Consider the following 17,357-nt stretch of genomic DNA (forward strand, 5'->3'; position numbering starts at 1 on the left):
TCCCCTCCGCATTGGAATTGGAAGCATCCGCAAAAAGGAAGTGAACGCTATGACCTGCGACGAAACCCTATACCGCCAGTATCTGAGCGGCGACGACGCGGGGCTGGAGGCCCTGATGAAGAAATACGGTGACCCCCTGACCCTGTATATCGACGGCTATCTGCACGACGTTCACGAGGCGGAGGAGCTGATGCTGGATGTTTTCGCCTATCTGTTCACCAAAAAGCCGAAGATCCGGGACGGCGGCTTCAAGGCGTATCTCTATAAGGCCGCGCGCCACATGGCGCTGCGCCATAAGAGCAAGCGAAAGCCCCTGTTCAGCCTTGATGCGCTTGCAGACGAGCCGGACGGGCGGCTGCTGGCGGAGGAGGTCATCCGGACGGAGGAGCGAAACCGCATCCTACATTTCTGCATGAGCGAAATGAACCCGGACTATCGGGAAGTCCTGTATCTTACCTATTTTGAGGATATGAGCTACGCGCAGGCGGCGGAGGTCACGGGGAAAACGGTAAAGCAGATCACCAACATGGTGTATCGCGGAAAAGAGAGCCTGCGAAGGCTGCTGGAACGGGAGGGAATCACAAATGCGGAGTCATGAGGAGCGCGTCGCGGAGACGAAGCGGCGCATCGCCCAAATTGAGCGGGAAAAACGGCTGCGGCGCAATACGATCACCATGGCTTCTGCCGTGGCGGCGTGTCTTGTGCTGCTCATCGGCGCGTCCCTCGCCATGCCCGGCATTGCCGCAAGCATCCAGACAGGCGACTACTCCGGCTTTGAAACGGCGGCCAGTATGTACGGCGGCGGCGCTGCCTTGGGATACATCGTCATCGGGCTGCTGGCGTTTTTACTCGGCGTGTGCGTGACCGTTCTGTGCGTCCGGCTGCGGCAGATGAGCCGTGAGGACGGGCAGAACGAGGAAAGCGAGGATACGCATGGAGCTGATTGAGAACCTGCTGCAACTGCTGGTCACGTTCGTGGGTGCGCTGCTTTCGGGTATCTCCTACCGGAAAAGCCGCAGGCAGGCGTATTTTCTGCTGCTGTGCTTCTACGGCTGCTTTGCCCTTGGTTCGCTCTACTGGACGCTGTATCTGCTGCTGTTCGACACCACGCCGCGCGTCTTTTATGTGTCGGAGTTCGGCTGGGTGGCCAGCGTCATTTTCCTGCGCATTTTGCAGGCCACGCTCTCCACCCCAGAGGAACGCGCCTTCCGCTGCCGCAGGGCATGGCTTGCGCCTGTGTTCGGTGTGCCGCTGCTGGCGTTCTATTGCACCTTCGGGGACATCCTCTCCAACCTGATCTGGTGCGGCATGATGATCGTTCTCTCTTACTGCGCCATCCGGGGGCTGGTATACGCCAATGGGCAGACGTGCGCGGCGCGGAATAGGCGGTATTTCCACATCGGCGTGCTGTGCTTTGTTGTCTCGGAGTACCTGCTGTGGACGGCGGGCTGTTTCTGGCCGGATACCTCACCGGCGAGCCCCACCTTCTGGTGTGATATGCTGCTGACGCTTGCCATTCTGGGGCTGCTGCCCGCCATGAGAAAGGCGGTGGACGCATGACCTACATCGAAAATATCTTCCTCTGCATGGTATCCCCGCTGCTGGTGGCTGCCCTGTGCATGGGCAGGCGGCAGCTCCGCTTCTTCCTGTTCTGCATTGCCGGAATGGGCGTGTGCCTGCTTTCAGCCTATATCAACACCTTCCTCGCGGCGGTATGCCGGGCGGACGCCCTTGCCGCCACGGCGGAGATCGCGCCGGTGGTGGAGGAAATGATGAAGCTGCTGCCGCTGGTGTTCTATCTTCTGGTGTTCGAGCCGGAGGGAGATAAAATCAAGCCCGCCGCCATCACGGTTGCCCTGAGCTTCGCCACCTTTGAAAACGTGTGCTATCTGATCCAGAACGGCGCGGACCGCTTCTCCTTCATCTTCTTCCGGGGCTTCGGCACGGGAGCGATGCACGTCCTCTGCGGACTGATCGTGGGCGGCGGGCTGGCGTATACGTGGCAGCGGACGTGGCTGAAGGTCGCGGGCACCTGTGGGCTGCTGGGTGCGGCCATCACCCTCCACGCCATCTATAACCTGCTGATTGCCTACGGCGGCGCGGCGCAGTACATCGCCTACGCCCTGCCGGTGCTGCTGGTGGCGGCGGGAAGATTGTCTGTTTTCCGCTTATCGCGGAGGAAATAATTGAATATCCACTCCCTGAGAGCTGCTTTTTGGCGGCTCTCAAATTTTTTTGAAAAATTTTGCGTTTTGGGTGAGAGTTTTTTCGATTTTTTGTACCTATATAAGTGAAGGGGTTTTTAAGCCGTATTTCAAAAAATCCAGAGAGGAGGTTCAAACGAAATGTACGATACCGCAAGACGGGTCGCACTCGTCAAGCAGCGGGTGCGGGAAAACACCCGCCGGAGGCAGCGGCGCGAGGTAATAAGCCTCTCCGCAGCGTGTATACTGCTGTGCGCGGCGCTGATGCAGACAGCGGGCACGGTCGTCGGGCCGGGGCAGACATCCGCATGGGGCGTGTTCGGCGCGATGCTGCTGCGGGAGGACGCGGGCGGCTATGTGCTGGTGGCCGTCGTCTCCTTTGCAGCGGCGGTGGTCATCACCGCGCTGTGCTTCCGGCTCAGAAGCAAGGAAAACCGGAGAAAAGACGGGACGGATAAGCCGAACCGACACGAAAAGGAGGAGAAAAGCCAATGAAGAAACGAATACTCAGCATCCTGCTGCTGTGCTACATGGTGCTGACGCTGCTGCCGACAACAGTATCGGCGGCGGACGGACCGATGAATACCATCCCAAAGTACGACGTGAGCATTGATGTGTACAACCGGACATCGGACATCTCCATTAAGGACAGTCGGAGCTACTACATCTACTCGTCCGTTCCCGATAAGCTCAGGGACACATGGGCATGGGATAAGAAGATATTCATCAAGGGAGATAAAACCGCGCCGCACGTATTTATTGACGGCGTAAATATCGAGATGAGTCCCAGTTCCAAGGGGCCGGCTATTGAATTAAATAAGAAGGCTTCGGCATATATCTATTTCATCGGCAAGAACAGCTCCCTGCAAGGTGCCGACGGCCGCGCGGCAATACAGAAAAACCGCAGCGAGGGTCAGCTTTATGTTCTGGCGCGCACAGGCACCACGGTGACCTGCAAGGGCGGCGACAAAGCGGCGGGCATAGGAGGAAGCTACGCGACCCGCAATATTTCCAACGGTTATTACAACGGAGATATGTACGGCCACGGCGTGAATATGCACTTTGGCTCTCGGAGCAATCCTGACTACTGGGGCGGCACCATAGCGGCCATCGGCGGCAGAAACGGTGCTGGTATCGGTGCCGGTCGTGGAGGTGCCGGTGAGAAGCTGTATTTCTACTCCGGTACGATACAAGCCACCGGCGGCAGATTTGCTTCCGGTATTGGCGGCAGTTATGAGGGGCGCGGCAGTGAGATCTATATTCATGGTGGCACAGTCAGCGCTCAAGGCGGTGAGGGAGGCGCTGGTATCGGCGGTGGCTGCTGGAAAACAGAGCAGGATATGAATGGCATCAACGCCGCCCACGACATTTACATTTCCGGCGGCACGGTCACGGCCAAAGGCGGCTACAACGGCGCGGGTATCGGCGGTGGGCAGTATGTCCCCGCCCGTAATATCACGGTGACGGGCGGCGTTGTGACGGCGACAGGACACTACGGAGCGGCGATAGGCGGCGGCCGCTGGTGCCGCGGAATGGACATAACCCTTACCGACGCCACTCTGAATCTGTCGACCAATTACCGCAGCAACGGCTCGGACGCGGCGGCTGTCGGCTACGGCGACATTGTTTACAAACCGGAGCAGCTCGTGGCGGATCCGTCGATCGCGACGAACGACCGGATAAAGGTCGGCTCAAAGGATGGAAAGATCGTCATGCTGACGGCTAACGGTCACGCGCTCAGAACGGATGGGAAACCGAGCTACTTCATGCATCTCACTGATTTCCTGATTCCGGACAGCGACGGAATGATTGACCTGTCGCTGCTGACTCTGCCATACACGCAGAACTACGGATGGGCGATAACTGATCTTGATGTGAAAATGATGGAGACCTCCTGCGAGGGAAACCATACCTACGGCTGGAAAAACCGGAATGGCTGTCATGTCTGGGGATGCACACGCTGCCCGGCCCGGAATCCGCTAGAGCGTGGACCTGTACCGGACGGTGAGCATATTCCCGGAGAGTGGGAAAACCAGGAAAAGAAGTGCACTGTGTGCGGGCATAAGCTGATGAAGGACACGACCCCGCCGGTGATCGAGGGAATTGCGAATGGAATGGAGTATACCGCCGACGACACCGATGACGGGCAGCCAGGCACGATCAGCTTCACAGTCAGCGACCCGGTGAGAGACAAGGAGGTGTCCTCCGGCGTCAAGTCTGTGACGATCAACGGTGAGGAGCAGGCCGTGCAGACCGGACAGACTTATCAGCTGACCGCGCCGGACGGCGGCAACAATGATGAGGGATTTGTGTATGAGGTCGTTGCTACGGATAATGCGGGCAACAGCACCACGACAACGATAAGGCTGTACAGAAGACACCGGGTTCTGATCCTGAGTGACAGAAACGACCCGAGCAGCGCGATCCTCCACCTTGGCGTGCCGCACGGGTTTGAACTGGAACTGCCGTTCGATCATCTGCCGAAGGAAGCGTATTTTGTCGACTGGGATAACGAGGACATCAAAATAAGCCGCGGGGAGAATAATGACTATAACTTCGGCATCATCAACTCGAACCGGAAGTTTTTGCTGGTGATCCCGAAAACGGAACTGCCTACGCTGACGGTTCGTGTAGGAAACAAAAGCTTTTGGGACTATCGTGCGGATGCGCCGGATGAATTCTGCTATGTCGATCCGGTAGACAAGTACGGAGAGGGCTATGCTGTGAGTCTTGGGATTTCATCTGACGAAACCAGCTACTATTTTGAAACGGCCACGCGCTATACACTAAAGGAGCTGAAGGAGCTGGATGACAAAGGCAGCATTAAATGGTATAAATACAATTCGGAATCTTGGAGTCTTACCCTCATAGGTCCCTCCTTTGAGGACTACCATGGCGAGTGGTATGTCTACGCCAAGGCTACAAATGAGGTGGGGACGAAATACGTCTCCTCCCCGAAGCTCATACTGGACTGCTCAGATCCGGCGGCCACAGTGCATCCCTCCGGCAAGGAGCTGGAAGGCAAAGCCAATTCGAGCACAGCCGCGGTGGAAGGCACGACCTACTGGGGCAATTTGCAGTTCAAGGTGCATGACGAGACGCCGGTTACGGTGCAGGACGGCCAAACGGTTCTGAAGCCGGATGAAAACGGCATTTATACGATCCCGGCGGACATGGACGACAATGTCTACCACAATATTTATATCAGAGACTCCTGTGGAAATACGATTTTCTATCTGAAAAACAAGGTCCGCTGGAACACGCTGGCCCATGTCGATACGCTCGACGAGCAGAAGCTCCCGCATGGCGCGGTGCTGTCTGAATCGCTGCCTGCCACGGTCACCGTCCGGACGGCGGCCAGTGGGAATCAGAGCGTTTCGGTTCCGGTCAAATGGGACGAGGCGGCGGACTATGTTCCAGCGGCCAAACGGGAGCAGCACTTTACCGTGACCGGGACGCTGGATCTGTCAGGCACAGACATTGTCGTCCCACCGGAGCAGGAAGCCTTGCAGACGGTTACGGTAGAGGTAACGGTGGCCGGTGCACCGCAGTACAGGGTAACGGCTGCAAGCAGTGAAAACGGCACAGTCACGGTGGTGAATGCCACAGAAACCGCCGAGGACGGCACGCCCCTGTTCTGCAAGGACGACCTTGTCATGCTCTCCATTGCACCCAATGAGGGCTATATGCTCAGTACGCTGTCCATCAACGGTACTCCCGCCAGCTTTGCAGTTGAGGATGATACCTATACCTTCGCCCAGCCGGAGGAAAACGTCACCATAACTGCAACGTTTGAAAAGCGCAACGAGCATACCATCACTTTTGACGCGAACGGCGGCTCCGAACCCGAGGATTTGCCGGAGGAGGTCACCACCGCAATGCCTGCAAAGAAGGTATTGCGCGGCAGCGAGTATTCTCTGCCGGAGTGCGAGTTTATTGCGCCCGAAGGAAAGCAGTTCAAGGCATGGGAGATCGACGGTACGGAGTATCCGGTGAACGCCCCTGTGACCGTCACCGCTGACATCACAGTCAAGGCGCTGTGGGAGGACGCACCTCCCGCCCCTACTGAGTACATCGTTACCGTCACCAATGACGGAAACGGCATCGGCACCGCAACCCCTTCCACCGCTGCGGCCGGTACGGAGATCACCCTGACCTCAATGCCCAGCGAGAAATACCACTTTAAGAAGTGGCAGGTCGAATCTCCGGCAGGGCTTGTAATCACCAACAACAAGTTCACCATGCCGGACGGCAATGTGGAGGTCAAGGCTATCTTTGAGGCAGATACGCCTCCTATGCCTACCGACCCGGCCAAGCCCAACATCAGTGTGACCGGAACCTACATCTACAATGGCTCCGAGCTGGTAGCCAACGTGATCGGCTACGACTCCGGCACCATGAATATCACTGGCAACACCGGCACGGACGCGGGCGGTTACACCGTTAGCGTCACATCCCAAACGGGCAAATGGGCGGACGGCAGCACCGACGCCGTGACCGCAGCGTGGAGCATCGGCAAAGCCACGCAGGAAGCGCCTACCGGCTTGATCGGTGTCGCGCCCACCACCGTGGGCGGCAGCGACGGCAAAATCAGCGGCGTGACTGATAAGATGGAATACCGTATGGCAGGCGAAAGAAGCTATACGGCGTGCAGCGGCACGGAGATTGATAACTTGTCCGCTGGCAATTACTTCGTCCGCTATGCGGAGGATAACAACCACTTTGCCAGCTCCGATGCGGCGGTCACGGTGGGAGAGGGCGCGTCGCTTGCGGATTGGACAATCACCTTCAACGCAGGCGGCGGCAGCGGCAACATGGATTCCGTGACCGTCAAGACAGGGACAAATTACATCCTGCCCGAGTGCGGCTTCACCGCTCCCACCGATCAGGAGTTCAAGGCTTGGGAGATTAGCGGCACGGAGTACAAGGTAGGCGATACCTATATCGTGAGCGGGGACACAGAGATCAAGGCGCTGTGGGAAAACAGCGTTATTACCCCCACCACTTACACCGTCACCGTCGGTAATGACGGAAACGGCACTGGCACCGCAAGTCCTTCCACCGCTGCGGCTGGTACGACAATCACCCTGACCGCTACGCCCAAAACCGGCTATCACTTCAAGGAGTGGGAGGTCATCAGCGGCGGCGTGACCATCAAGGACGACAAGTTCCTCATGCCGAACGACAACGTGGAGGTCAAGGCCATCTTCGAAAAGGACGCGCCTGCACCCACCGAGTACACGATCACCTATGATCTGGCCGGCGGCACTGCGGAGGGCAATCCCGACACCTACACCATCGAGACGAGGACTTTCACCCTCAAGAATCCTACCAAATCCGGCTATACCTTCACCGGCTGGAGCGGCACGGGGCTTGACGGCGAGAACAATATGACCGTCACCATCCCAACGGGCAGCACTGGCAACCGAACCTATACGGCACACTGGCGTTATAATGGCAGCGGCCATTCTTACAGCTATTACACCATCAAGGCAACTGCCGGGGCTGGCGGCTCCATTTCTCCCTCCGGCAATGTCAGCGTCCGTGAGGGCCGGGATCAGACCTTCACCATCACCCCGGATAAGGGCTATGCTGTCGCCAACGTCAAGATCGACGGCAAGAGCATCGGCGCGGTGAAGTCCTACACCTTTGAGAATGTCAGCAGAACCCATACCATCGAGGTCATCTTTATGAAAGCCAACGGCAACCCCCAGACCGGCGTGTTTGTGGATGTAGCCACCGGCAGCTATTATGAGGACGCTGTGGATTGGGCAGTGGAGAACGGCATTACGCAGGGAACCGATGATACCCATTTCTCCCCGGATGGCATCTGCACCCGTGCGCAGGCCGTGACCTTCCTGTGGCGTGCCGCTGGCAGTCCCGAACCAGAAACCCGCGCCATGCCCTTCACTGACGTCCCCGTGGGCAGCTATTATTACGACGCTGTGCTGTGGGCGGTAGAAAACGGCATCACCAAGGGCACCAGCGACACCACGTTCAGCCCCAACATGACCTGCACCCGCGCCCAGATCGTCGCGTTCCTGTGGCGTTCCGAGAAGTCCCCGGCAGCGGGTACAGCCAATCCCTTTGCCGATGTGAAGTCCACCGCCTACTATGCAGGCGCTGTACTGTGGGCGGTCAAGGAGAACATCACCAAGGGAACCACCAGCACGACATTCAGCCCCAATGCGGATTGCACCAGAGCGCAGATCGTGACCTTCCTCTGGCGCTGCAAGAAGTGACCGGCTGACATACGGCTAAACATCAAAGCCGCTGGCATGACCCCATAAGCGAACATCGGACAGCGCAGCGGACGGGCATCTCGCCCTGAAGCTGCGCTGTTCTCTTTTCGCTACAAGAAACAAATCAATGACATTTTGAGCTGCGCCGCTATCCCAGCGCGGCAAGGAGACAGCATTATGAAAAGAATCACAAGAATCATTCGTCCGATCATCTGCATGGCCGTCCTTCTCTTTGCCATGACCACGGCAGTCATGGGCTGCTATCAGAAAGGGACGGAGCCTATCGACATTCCCGACAGAACGCCTTCCGGCACATCTGCGCCTCAGCCATCAGCGACTCCCGCGGGCGAAGTTATCCCCTCGGTGGACAGGCAGGCAGAGTTGGCGGAAGCCAGAGCGAAGAATCCTGACACCGTGGCATGGCTGTATATCCCCGGTGCGGAGGTGGACGATCCCGTGATGCAGGCGGAGGACAACGGCTATTACCTAAAGCTGGATGAAAACGGCGAGTACGCCATGTGGGGTTGCTATTATGCCCATTGTGAAAACGAAATCGGCAGCAGGGATAAGCTGGACAAAAACACCACCATTTTCGGCCACTCCGCCAGCAACTGCGACCCGGACGGTGTGCGGTTCACCAAGCTCTACCGTTATATGGACGCAGACTTTGTAAAGGAGCATCCGTATATCTATCTCTCTGTGGATGGCGAGGACATGATTTTCCAGATCACCGCGCTATTCGTCACGGATATTGGCTTTGACTATATTGCGCCTGATCCCACGGGAGATGATCTGACCAGCTTCTTTGAGACGATTGCGCGGAAAAACTGGCTGGATTTTGACGGTGTGACCTTCTCCGAGGAAGATTCCGTCCTGACCCTTTCCACCTGCTGCCGGAAGTATGACAAGACCAACAGCGGCAATCAGCGGCTGGTGGTCATGGCAAAGCTGCTGCCGGAGGGGGCAACCGCGCAGGAGTTCAGCGTATCCCTTGTGGATAGTCCTGAAATGCCCTAAAAGAAATCAGAATACGACGATAACAGGACACCCATCCTTGCGGTACTGAAAAGCAGCGTATGGTATAGGGAAAACGGCGGCTGCTCTGTACGGGGCGGCCGTTGTTTTTGCTGTCCCAACATTTTTCAGATGAAAGGGACCTATGCGTATGACAGGAGAGCACAGGAGGTGCCGCTAATGCTGCGGCAACAAGCCGCGCCGGGAGCATAGCCGGACGATACCCGGACACCGTAGGATACCTATGCCCTCCGACAGCCGCCGACAATTTCCATACTGAACCGCACCGAAGCGCCCATGCAGGCTTTTATGCCTGTGTGGGCGCTTTTTGTCGTTCCCGGCACTTTTTCGCCGTGGGCTGCCGCTCCCCGCCGCCCTTCGTTCAGACCTTTTTACCCACTCGGATCTGAACGGAGGAACAAAATGTTTAATAGAAAAAGCATCTATGCGCTGAATAAGAAAGACCCCGATGCCATCGTTTATATGGACGCCAATGAAGTCATCGTCCGCCTGACCCGCGAGGACTTTGCCAGCGAGAAAGAATTTCTGAAATGGAAAGCCCTGTCGGACGAGGACTATCACGCCTCCGAAAAGGAAGCTCACGTCTATGCCAATCACACGCTTGCGTTGGATGAGCTATCCGAGGAAGCGGCCTCCATTCCTGCCGTGGATGTCTGCATGGAGCAGGCGCATGACCGGGCAGAGGCAATCCACCGCAGCGTCAGAAAGGTCACGCAGATTCGGAAGCACCTGACGGATACGCAGTTCCGCAGGGTGTGGATGTATTTCGTGGATGGGATGACGGTTGATGAGATTGGCGCAGCCGAGGGTGTCAGCCATCAGAATATTTCCAAGAGCATCGGCGCGGCGATGAAGAAAATGAAAAAACTTTTCCCTGATTGCTGAAAACAGGGTGCAAAAGTGACCCAAAATCGGCGATAGGTGAAGGGACATTCTCCACGAAGCCTTTCACCGAACGTTGAAAACTGAATAGACCATGATGCAGGCACAAAACCCGCGTGATAGCGGCATAAGGTGCGCCGCCACGACGATGGCTTCAAGGAGGTGATTCCGGAAAAGCCATCCGAGCGATCTACGCAGCCTTAGACCCGATTCGGCAAATCGGGCGCGATGACAGCGCGGCGGATAATGAAACTTGCTCACGCCCTCCCACAGACTTGAGGGGGAACCCTGCGGTATGCGCCAGCTCTTTGAGGCAGCGGTATCGTGGAGTTATGACAGCCCTGCCAAGGGCGGCCTGCATCATGCCCACTATCCGGGGCGCGTGGCAAATAGGATGGATCTTCTCAAATGGACAAGCAGAGCGGCTGCGCCGGTATTCGCCATTATGTTATGTGGCTCCAATTCTGCCCGCGCAGCCGCCTCTCAAAGTCAGATACCATGCGCTGATGGCCTTTCCCGTCAGCGCATTCATGTGACCTTGAGGAAACCCACCAAACCGAGAAAGGAGATCGCCATGATGCAGCCGACACCAAACGAAACCCAAATCCACACGGATGAACTGGTGGACATCCGGGAAGTATCCGTAGACAAAAATCTTCCCAAGGAAGAACGCATTGCCGCCTTTATCCGCCAGATCAAAAATCCTTACCGCTTCCGCTGCGGCGATTTCGTGGTAAACGCCTGCTTCGCCGGGAACGGTGTTACGTTGGAGGAATGTCTGCAAGGCATTTTGCGCTGAGCGACATCCTCGCTTTTTTCCGCAGAGAGTGCTATGATCGGTGTGGAAAAGGATGAAAACCTAATAGCCAGATAACCACTCTTTTCATGCGGGAGCAGTCCGGGAGAAAGGAGTGCTTTTTCATGCCTAAATTCAAAGCCACCGCTTATATCCGCCTGTCCTACACCGACGATCATTCCAGCGAGAGTGACAGCGTTTCCAATCAGCGCAAGCTCATTGAAAACTTTGTGGAGCACAACCCGGATATTGAGGTCGTTTCCGAAAAGATCGACGATGGATACAGCGGCATCATCTTCGACCGTCCCGCATTCAAGGAAATGATGCAGGATGTCACCGATGGAAATATCAACTGCGTCATTGTAAAAGACCTCTCCCGGCTGGGGCGCGAGTACATTGAAACCGGCCGGTATCTGCGCCGGGTATTCCCGGCCTATGGGGTGCGCTTCATCGCCATCACCGACAGCATCGACACCGCCCACGACAGCGGCGATGATCTGGCCGTATCGGTCAAGAACATTATGAACGAAGCCTACTGCCGGGACATTTCCATCAAGACCCGTTCTTCTCTGGACGTGAAGCGGCGCAACGGCGATTTCGTCGGCGCGTTCCCGGTGTACGGCTACATGAAAGCCGAGGACAACAAGAATTTGCTCGTCCCTGACCCCTACGCCGCCCGCGTTGTCTGCGACATCTTCCGTATGCGGCTGGAGGGCGCAAGCGCCTCTAAGATCGCATCAGAGCTGAACCAGCTGGGCATTCTCTCTCCGCTGGCATACAAGAAGAACAACGGCCTGCCCTACGCGAAAAAGGGATACGCAGACAAGGCTGACTGCAAATGGTCGGCAACCACCATCATCCGCATCTTGCAGGACGAAACCTATACCGGAACGCTGGTGCAGGGCAAACAGGGTACGCCGCATTACAAGATCAAGCAGATGGAGCAGCGCCCCGCCTCCGAGTGGGTGCGCGTCCCGGATGCCCATAAAGCGCTGATTGCCCGTCAGGATTTTGAGCTGGTGCAGCGCATTAAGGGACTGGATACCCGCACTTCTCCCAACGAGGATACGGTGTACCTGTTCTCCGGTATTCTGATCTGCGGGTGCTGCGGAAGCCGCATGACCCGCAAGACCAACCGTGCAAACGGCAAGGAGTACCACTACTATTATTGTCCTACCGGCAAGAAAAAGGGCTGCGCCCATCCGGTCATGCTGAAAGAAAGCAGCCTGATCGACTGTGTACGGGACAGCCTGAAAGCCTATATTGGCAATATTGCCTCTCTGGAGGCGCTGCTTTCTGGCATTGACCAGTCCAGCATCAATCAGGCGCTTGCCAAGGAATACAGCGACCACATCACCGACAACGAGCGCCGGTTGGAGCAGGTGCTGGAGTTCAAGGCACGGCTCTATGAAAGCCTTGTGGGAGGTATGCTTACCAAGGAAGAATACGCTTCCTATAAGGCAAAGTACACCAAGCAGGCCGAGGACATCCGCGAGAGCGTCCGCGTTCTCAAGGAAAAACTCACGGAGGTGCTGGAAAATCGAAGTGAGCGCAACCGCTGGATTTCACAGTTTACGCAGTTCTCCACGCTGGAAACCTTAGACCGCAGGGCGCTCATTCACATGGTACAAAGCATCCGCGTCCGTGGCAAAAAGGAGCTGGATATTACCTTTACCCATGAGGACGAATACAAAAAGGCGTTGCAGCTTCTGGCGCTGGCAGCGCAGCAGAAAGATTACGAACAGAGAAAGGTGGGCTGAGCATGGCGAGAAAAAGCAGGAAAGAAACGGCTGCGATAGCCGTGCAGGAGGCCGATGCCCCTTGCCACGCCGCGATCTACGTCCGCCTTTCGGTGGAGGATACCCACACGCACAGCGTATCCATTGAAACCCAGCAGATGATTATTGCCCGCTATCTGGAGCAGTACCCGGAGATCAGCGTGTACGATACCTATATCGACAACGGCGCGACCGGGACAAACTTCCACCGTCCGGGCTTTCAGCAGATGCTCTTAGATATTGAGGCCGGTCACGTCAACTGCGTCATTGTGAAAGACCTCTCCCGTTTGGGCCGAAACACCATCGACACCGGCTACTACATCGAGCAGTATTTCCGCATCCGCAGTATCCGCTTCATTGCGGTCAATGAAAACTTCGACACCGCCGCCCCGGAGGATGCCCATTCCGGTATCATCATCCCGCTGCGGAACATGATAAACGAAGCCTACGCTTTGGACATCGGGCGCAAGATCAGGGCGCAGCAGCGGCAGGCCATGAAGGACGGCAAGTTCATCGGTGCGCGTACTCCCTACGGTTATCTGAAAGCGGAAGACGATTGCCACCAGCTTATCATCGACCCCGTTGCCGCCGTTGTGGTGCAGCGGATGTTCCGTTGGGCTTCCGAGGGCGCTGGCCTGAATACCATCGCTGTGCGGCTGAATGAAGCGGGTATTCTCACCCCCAGCCACTACAAGAAGATGCAGGGTAAGATCACCCACGAGAATTTACTCGGCAGCGGCAAGTGGCAGACCCGGACAGTTGGTGTCATTCTCCGCTCCGAGGTCTACACCGGAGATCTCGTTCAGGGGCAAACCAAAACCGTGGATCACCGGCAGGTCAAGGCCGATGCCGAGGAATGGACGGTGGTGCGGGACACCCATGAGGCCATCATCAGCCGGGAACAGTTCGCGGCGGTGCAGGAAATTCTCAATCAGACCGCCAGCCGCGCCAAGGCACGGGAGGTCAAAGCCTACACGCCGAATCTTCTCAAAGGCACGGTGTTTTGCGCCCATTGCGGCGGCAGCCTGCATCGGCAGAGAAACATCCGCAAGAAGTCCGATGATGTGTACTTCTACCATTGTCTGAGCCAGAGCCGAATCAGCAAGGATGCCTGCCCCGGCGTGACCATCCGCGAGGATGCGTTGCTGGATATGCTGGCAGATATGCTTCAGGACGCGCTTGATACGGCGCTGGGGCAATATACCCTCTCCCTTGCAGAGCTGTCCCGGCAGGCCGCTGACCGCGCTGAGCTGCGGGAGAAGATCACCAGCCGCAAGCAGGAAATCCAGCGGCTTCGCGGTATCGTGCGGAGCTTATATGAAAACCTTGTGCAAGGCGTTCTCACCAAGGATGAATATTTCGACTACAAGGAAAAGTACGAAAGCCGCATTGCCGACCTCGCCGTGGAAATGGAACAGTTGGAGGACGGTCTGCGGACGATGGATACGCAGATTGAACAGCACCGGGCGCTGGAACAGGACGCCGCACAAATCAAGACCGACCGTGCGCTGACCGGCGCTCTTATCGAGCGGCTGATCGACCGCATCGAGGTATCCCACGACAAGCAGATTACAGTGCGCTATCGCTTCCAGAGCGAGTTTGAAACCTATGCGGAGGTGCTGGAACAATGCAGAAATATGTAATCGCCCTCTATATCCGCCTCTCCATCGAGGATTACAAGTACGACAGCCTGAGCATTGAAAACCAGAGTCTCGTCCTCCACGAGTACGCGGCTTCCATGCCGGAAGCTCTGAACGCGGAGATCATGGAGTTCATCGACAACGGGTACAGCGGCACGAATTTTGAGCGTCCGCAGGTACAGAAGCTCATTGAGCTGGTGCGGGCCAATCAAATCGACTGCATCATCGTCAAGGATTTTTCCCGCTTCGGACGAAACAGCATTGAAACCGGCTATTTCATCGAGCGTGTATTCCCACTGTTCCATACCCGCTTCATTTCCATCAGCGACGATTTTGACAGCAGCAAATTCAAGGGCGATACCGGCGGCATGGACGTAGCGTTCAAGTATCTCATCAGCGAGTATTACAGCCGCGATATGTCTATCAAGACTAAGAGCGCCAAGTATGCCAAGATGCAGCGCGGCGAGTATCAGAGTAAGATTTGTCCTTACGGCTACCGCAAAAGCGCCGATGGCAGAATGGAGCCTGACCCGGAGGCCGCTGCCGTTGTGCAGCTCATCTTCCAGCTTGCCGCCGAGGGCATCAACGCCACCGCCATCACGCGGGAGCTGTTTCGCAGAAGCATCCCCACTCCCGGCCAGTACAAAGCGGCGCACGGCAATCATACCCACGATATTTCCCGCTGTCACGGGATTTGGAGTACATCCACTATTCTCCGCATTTTGGAGGATGAACGCTACACCGGCGTGTATGTGATCGGCAAGCGGGCGGTTCTCGAAGTAGGCGGCACCAGAAGCCACCTGAAGGACAGAGAATCATGGTACATCATCCCTGACCATCACCCGGCCATCGTAGAGAAAGCCGTGTTTGATACCGTGCAGGCCAGCCAGCTCCGCTTTTCCCAGCCCAACAAAAAGAAGCGGGACTACCCGCTGAAAGGCAAAGCCTTCTGTGGCTGCTGCGGTCATGCGCTGTCCCGCACCATGCAGAAAACCTCGTATTATTACTGCCGCCATTCCGAGGCGGACGTAGAAAGCCGCTGCCACAAGATGCGTCTGAACGCCGCAGAGCTGGAACAAGCGGTATTCCTGACGCTGAAAAAGCAGATGGAAGCCGCCGCACCGTTTGCCCCGGACGGTTCGCTCCGGGTGGATGCCTCCGTACCGGAACGCGCCGAATATGAGCAGCAGATCGAGACGCTGCAAGACGGCAAGCGCACACTTTACGAACACTATCTTATGGGCGAGATTGACCTGAACACCTACAAGGCGGAAAAGGCCGCGTGTAACGAGCTGCTGCTGAAAACAAAAAACGCCTATGCCGCAGTATTGGCACAGGCGAAACAGAAGCAGGACGAACAGGCACGGCAGGACAGCCGCAAGGAAGCGTCCAAGGCGATTTTCGATGCGGACACGCTGACCACCGAGCTGGCCGAGCTGTTGATCGACCGGGTGCTGGTATATCCCGACAAGCGCATCGAGATCGCATACAAAATCCAGGACATTTTTGATTGAGGTGGCAGTCATGAAAATCGCTTTCTATTGCAGAGTGGACGGACAGGGCTTTGGCTTTGTCCTCCCCGATGAAGCTGACAAGCTCCGCGAGTTTTTCGCCGAGCATCAGGATAAGCCTGCGCTTGAAAATCCATCAAGCGCAAGCTAAAAATTTTTGTCGTGTGCTTGACATACGGGTGGCGCAAATCATGGAAGCGGACTCCAGTAAGACCAGCGGCCTTTAGGACAACGGAGAACTCCTTTTCCGCTTTCCATTGGTCCAGCGGCTCCCCTATCTCCGTAGAGAATACCACACGATACAAATTATCCCACAGTGGCCCAGCTTTTAGCTGCTGCTCTATCTGGCGGCGCTGCTGCCGTTTCAGTGTGGCCATTACAGAGGCAGCCGGGGAGATGGTCCTGGGCTTGCCGTTCTTTGGAGAGATGAAGGGCGTTACACCTCTGTGTTCCGGGCGGGCAAGCTGCTGGTTGATGGTGATGGTGCCCCGCTTGAAGTCCACAGCGCCCCAGGTGAGGCCCAGTAGCTCCGAGAGGCGGCAGCCAGTAAACAAGGCCACAGTGATAAGATGCTCCATATCTCCACCCCTGGCGGTGTTCAGGAGTGCGGCCACCTGCTGATCGTCCAGCGGGTGTATTTCTTTCTGCTCCAGCTTGGGAAGCTCGCTCCCAGCGGCGGGGTTCTTTGGTATGTACTCCAGTTTGACAGCCTTTTCCAAGGCCATGTGTAAGACCTTATAGGCCAGACGGACAGAAGCCGGGGACAACTCCAGGCCGTTGATGAAGGTCTGTACCATGTGGGGGTGGAGGTCTGAAAGGCCCACCGCCCCCAGGGCGGGCTTGATATGGTTCTTGATATTGTTCTTGTAGATGGTCACTGTGGCGGGCTTTGCGGCGCCCAGATAGCCCGCCGCCCAGGCGTCCAGCCATTGGCCCACCGTCATCTTCTGCGGCGTGACATAAGATCCTGTGTTGACGGCTACTGCCGCCACCTGCATCTTCTCCCGGACTTCCTTCTGTGTCTTGCCAGTGAAAGACCTCTGCACCTGTTTCCCTGTGCCTGGGTCCCGGCCCACTGTGACGCGGGATTCCCAGTATGTGTATTCTTTCCCCTTGCGGATCACCGTCTTTTTGCGGATGGTGCCCGCTCCCTGTGCTGCTCTTTTTGCCATGATGTACTCCTTTCGTTTGACACCACGGCCCCTCTATGCTATCATAAAAGGGCAGTCTGGTGCCTTTGGTTGGTAGCCTGGGTATTTGTACTGCTGC

The 17,357-nt window shown here is 56.7% G+C and carries 13 protein-coding genes; 12 read left to right on the plus strand and 1 reads right to left on the minus strand.

Annotated elements, in window-relative coordinates:
* The first annotated feature begins 49 nt into the window (after positions 1 to 49).
* The 12 genes from MCG44_RS07010 to MCG44_RS07065 all read left to right on the plus strand — a co-directional run bounded on the left by MCG44_RS07010 (position 50) and on the right by MCG44_RS07065 (position 16,091).
* Complete coding sequence (locus tag MCG44_RS07010; protein WP_240287455.1) at positions 50 to 598, plus strand: RNA polymerase sigma factor; 549 nt, start codon at positions 50 to 52, stop codon at positions 596 to 598.
* Positions 585 to 947: a DUF4179 domain-containing protein gene (locus tag MCG44_RS07015; protein WP_240287457.1), complete on the plus strand. Its 363-nt coding sequence runs from the start codon at positions 585 to 587 to the stop codon at positions 945 to 947. Before MCG44_RS07010 ends, MCG44_RS07015 begins: the two co-directional genes overlap by 14 nt.
* Positions 934 to 1,560, plus strand: a complete 627-nt coding sequence (locus MCG44_RS07020; RefSeq protein WP_240287459.1) for a histidine kinase — start codon at positions 934 to 936, stop codon at positions 1,558 to 1,560. The genes MCG44_RS07015 and MCG44_RS07020 overlap by 14 nt, the downstream gene beginning before the upstream one ends.
* Positions 1,557 to 2,186 (plus strand): PrsW family glutamic-type intramembrane protease, encoded by a 630-nt coding sequence (locus MCG44_RS07025; RefSeq protein ID WP_240287461.1) that lies wholly within the window; start codon positions 1,557 to 1,559, stop codon positions 2,184 to 2,186. The genes MCG44_RS07020 and MCG44_RS07025 overlap by 4 nt, the downstream gene beginning before the upstream one ends.
* Positions 2,187 to 2,345: 159 nt before the next feature.
* Positions 2,346 to 2,699: a glycosyltransferase gene (locus MCG44_RS07030; protein WP_240287463.1), complete on the plus strand. Its 354-nt coding sequence runs from the start codon at positions 2,346 to 2,348 to the stop codon at positions 2,697 to 2,699.
* On the plus strand, positions 2,696 to 8,446 hold the full coding sequence (locus MCG44_RS07035) for an InlB B-repeat-containing protein (protein WP_240287465.1): 5,751 nt from the start codon (positions 2,696 to 2,698) through the stop codon (positions 8,444 to 8,446). Before MCG44_RS07030 ends, MCG44_RS07035 begins: the two co-directional genes overlap by 4 nt.
* Positions 8,447 to 8,623: 177 nt before the next feature.
* Positions 8,624 to 9,463, plus strand: a complete 840-nt coding sequence (locus MCG44_RS07040; protein WP_240287467.1) for a class B sortase — start codon at positions 8,624 to 8,626, stop codon at positions 9,461 to 9,463.
* Between the two features lie 420 nt (positions 9,464 to 9,883).
* Positions 9,884 to 10,366, plus strand: a complete 483-nt coding sequence (locus MCG44_RS07045) for a sigma-70 family RNA polymerase sigma factor (RefSeq protein ID WP_136890913.1) — start codon at positions 9,884 to 9,886, stop codon at positions 10,364 to 10,366.
* A 574-nt stretch (positions 10,367 to 10,940) separates the two neighbouring features.
* Complete coding sequence (locus MCG44_RS07050) at positions 10,941 to 11,162, plus strand: DUF6870 family protein (protein ID WP_118625776.1); 222 nt, start codon at positions 10,941 to 10,943, stop codon at positions 11,160 to 11,162.
* A 122-nt stretch (positions 11,163 to 11,284) separates the two neighbouring features.
* Entirely contained in the window at positions 11,285 to 12,919 is a 1,635-nt protein-coding gene (locus tag MCG44_RS07055) for a recombinase family protein (protein ID WP_240287469.1), read from the plus strand.
* Positions 12,920 to 12,921: 2 nt separating this feature from the next.
* The gene (locus MCG44_RS07060) at positions 12,922 to 14,580 is read left to right on the plus strand and encodes a recombinase family protein (protein WP_240287470.1); all 1,659 of its coding nucleotides are present in this window, start codon (positions 12,922 to 12,924) and stop codon (positions 14,578 to 14,580) included.
* Positions 14,565 to 16,091 carry a recombinase family protein gene (locus tag MCG44_RS07065; RefSeq protein WP_136890910.1) on the plus strand — a complete coding sequence of 509 codons (1,527 nt, stop codon included), beginning with the start codon at positions 14,565 to 14,567 and terminating at the stop codon, positions 16,089 to 16,091. Before MCG44_RS07060 ends, MCG44_RS07065 begins: the two co-directional genes overlap by 16 nt.
* 8 nt (positions 16,092 to 16,099) lie before the next feature.
* Here the strand turns inward: MCG44_RS07065 and MCG44_RS07070 are convergent, their stop codons facing one another.
* Entirely contained in the window at positions 16,100 to 17,260 is a 1,161-nt protein-coding gene (locus tag MCG44_RS07070) for a tyrosine-type recombinase/integrase (protein WP_240287472.1), read from the minus strand.
* Positions 17,261 to 17,357: the final 97 nt, after the last annotated feature.

Source organism: Lawsonibacter sp. OA9, assembly GCF_022440585.1.